This is a genomic window from Azoarcus indigens, assembly GCF_004361735.1.
Taxonomy (GTDB): domain Bacteria; phylum Pseudomonadota; class Gammaproteobacteria; order Burkholderiales; family Rhodocyclaceae; genus Azoarcus; species Azoarcus indigens.
Genome location: NZ_SNVV01000054.1, coordinates 1 through 3291, shown reverse-complemented (window position 1 = coordinate 3291; position 3291 = coordinate 1). Strand labels below are relative to the sequence as shown.

Below are 3291 nucleotides of genomic sequence, written 5' to 3'. Positions count from 1 at the left end.
CAGCGCCAGCGGGCTCAGCCGGCACCCGCCGGCCTTGCCCCGGCCCACGGCCGTTTCGGGGGCGGGGACGCAGCGCCCCTCACGGGCGTTCCAGATGAGTCGGTAGCTGTGGTTCATGGCCGGGCCTTCAAAGCGAGGATGCTCAGCGGGCGAGCTGGATGAAGTCCTGGTTCAGCGCCAGCGGCACCGACGTCCGCCCCAGGCCCGCCATCAGCGCGGCCAGCGCCGGCAGCGTGGGCGCGCGGCGGACCGCTTCGGGGTCGATGGCGCTGACCACCCGGCCGCCATCCATGGTCACCGCCCGCCCGATCTGCAGCTGGCCATCGACGAACTGGATGAGGTAGTTGCCGCTGCCCAGCCCGCCGGGCGTGATGGTGTAGTTGCCGGCGGCCGTCGCCCCCTGGCTGCTGCCGCCGAAGGCGAGGCTGCCGGACAGCACCGAGGCGTCCTCGCCATTGACGAAGCCGCTGTAGCCGACGCCGTTGCCACCGCTCCAGGCCTGGCCGTCGTAGCGCTTGCTGGCGTCGTGGGCGGTCACGGTGAGCACTGCCTTGTTTATCGTCAGCGCCCCGTCCACATAGCTGATGGCGTAGTTGCCGCTGGTGAGGCCGGAAGCGCTGAGGCCATAGCTGCCGGCATTCACCGCGCCCTGGCCACTGCCGCCGTAGCTCAGCGCGCCGGACAGCACGGAAGCGTCCTCGCCATTGACGAAGCCGCTGTAGCTCACGCCGTTGCCGCCGCTCCAGGCGAGGCCATCGTAGGTCTTGCTGGCGTTGCTGGCGGTCACCGTGAGGCTGGCCGGGGTGATGGTGAGGGTGTTGCCGGTGAAGCTGATGCTGTAGTTGGCGTTGGCCAGGGTGCCCTGGTTGATGGCATAGCTGCCGGCGTTCTCCCCGGCGTCGCGCGATACGCTGCCGCTGAGGGTGTCGCTGCCGACCAGGCCGTTCGCCGTCCAGCCCAGCGTCGGGTCGGCGTCGCCGTAGGTCTTGCTGGCCGCGTCGGCGCTCACCGTGATCGCCTTGGGCGTGATGGTCAGCGTGTTGCCGGTGAAAGTGATGCTGTAGTTGGCATTGGCCAGCGTGCCCTGGTTGATGGCGTAGCTGCCGGCGTTCTCGCCGGCCACCCGCGACAAACTGCCGCCCAGGGTGTCGCTGCCGACCAGGCCGTTCGCCGTCCAGCCCAGCGTCGGGTCGGCGTCGCCGTAGGTCTTGCTCGCCGCGTCCGCGCTCACGGTGATCGCCTTGGGCGTGATGGTCAGCGTGTTGCCGGTGAAAGTGATGCTGTAGTTGGCATTGGCCAGCGTGCCCTGGTTGATGGCGTAGCTGCCGGCGTTCTCGCCGGCCACCCGCGACAGGCTGCCATTCAGGGTGTCGCTGCCGACCAGGCCGTTCGCCGTCCAGCCCAGCGTCGGGTCGGCGTCGCCGTAGGTCTTGCTCGCCGCATCGGCGCTTACGGTGATCGCCTTGGGCGTGATGGTCAGCGTGTTGCCGGTGAAAGTGATGCTGTAGTTGGCATTGGCCAGCGTGCCCTGGTTGATGGCGTAGCTGCCGGCGTTCTCGCCGGCCACCCGCGACAAACTGCCGCCCAGGGTGTCGCTGCCGACCAGGCCGTTCGCTGTCCAGCCCAGCGTGGGGTCGGCGTCGCCATAGGTCTTGCTGGCCGCGTCCGCGCTCACCGTGATCGCCTTCGGCGTGATGGTGTAGCTGCCGTCGTAGATGATGTCGTAGCCGTTCTGGCTGGAGTAATAGCCGCCGGTGATGTTCAGGCTGCCGCCATCGCCGTAGTAGCTGCGGGCATCCGCGCCGGTGGAGTAGCTCAGCGTGCCACCGCTGCCGGAGAGGGTGACGCCGTTGGGCACGACATAGCCGTTGGTGGTGCCGGAAACGCCGTTGCCGTCGTAGGTACTGCTGCCGAGGTCGCCCACCAGCACCTTCACCGGCGTCAGAAAGGCGCGCAGCAGCGGCAGGGTGTTGCCGTCGTAGATCCGCCAGGCCCGGCCGCTGGCACCGGCGTCGTCGATGTCCCAGCCGCTGAAGGTGGAGAGCTGGGTGAGCTCGGTGTAGGTTTTCGCGGTACCGGCAGCGTTGTCGTGGCCGCTGGTGGAGATCGCGTTGCCGCCGGCGTCGGTGGTGGCGTAAAAGCTGTTGCTGAGGGGGTCGCCGTAGCCCATCAGGGGGCCGACGCCCGCCCCCGTCCCGGACACCTGCGCCACCGCATAGGCGTTGGCAACCGTCCCGTAGTTGGTGCCGACGATGCCGCCGACCCGGATGCTGCCGCTGACCTGGCCGATGAAATAGGCGTTGGTGATCGGCGTCATGTAGGAATAGCCGACGATGCCGCCAATGATGCCCGCGTAATAACCACTCACCGAGCCGGTGACGAATACGTTGTCTACCCTCGCCCTGTCCGCACTGCCGACCAGCGCGCCGGAATATGAACCGGCGGTGATGTTCACATCCACCAACCCGATATCGCGCACCCGGCCGTACTGCCCCAGCTTGCTGATCAGGCCAGTGTCGTTATGCACACTATTGATGCTCAGATTGCTGATGGTATGGCCGAGACCGGCCAGGGTGCCGGTGAATGAGTTGGAGCTAGCGCCGATCAGCGCGCTGCTGTAGGTTGTCCCGGCAGCATCCAGGTTCTTCGCCAGCGCATAGCGGCCGGACAGGCCTGTCGAGTTGATTGCGGTCAGCGCGGCCATGTCATGGATCAGCGTGTAGGCCTGGCCATTCACGCTGAAGCTGCCGCCGCTGCCGGCGATGAAGCTCACCGGCGCGCCCAGGCTGTAGTCCGAGCCGCCGTAGTTCAATGCCAGCCCGCCGCCGGCGTTCGCCACCGTGATGGGCGCGTTGAGCTCGATGTTGCGCTGGGCGTTCAGCGTCAGCGTGGTGGCCGCGTTCCAGCTCACCGCGTCGTTCACGAAGATGTCGCCGTTGCCTCCGGCCGTGCCCTGGGTCGCGGTGCTGATGGTGACGCTGGTGCTGGCCAGATCCGCCGACAGCTCGGCGCCGCTGAGGTTGCCGCCGTTGGCGGCGATGGTGTAGTCGTTGGGGTCGATCAGCCAGCTACCGGTCTGGCCGTTCGCCGCCAGCGTGGTGACTTTGCGCCCGGCTTCCAGGGTGACGGTGGCGGCGCTGGTTTCGATGAAGCCGCCGTCCCCGCTCTGCGGCGCGCTGGCGTCGAGCAGGCCGCCGTGTTTGACCTCGCCGTGGCTCATGTCGGCCAGCAGCAGGATGCGCCCTTCCTTTTCCGCCAGCGTGCGCGCCTGCACCGTGCCGCTGTTGGCGA

At 68.0% G+C, this 3291-nt stretch carries 2 protein-coding genes; both read right to left on the bottom strand.

Annotation, left to right across the window (positions count from 1 at the left end; all coding sequences use genetic code 11):
• Positions 1-117 (bottom strand): ESPR domain-containing protein (locus C7389_RS25940; protein ID WP_162851836.1); only part of this gene is annotated, 117 nt, incomplete at its 3' end.
• Between the two features lie 25 nt (positions 118-142).
• Positions 143-3291: beta strand repeat-containing protein (locus C7389_RS25015; protein ID WP_170212486.1), on the bottom strand; the 3149-nt coding region annotated here is incomplete at its 5' end.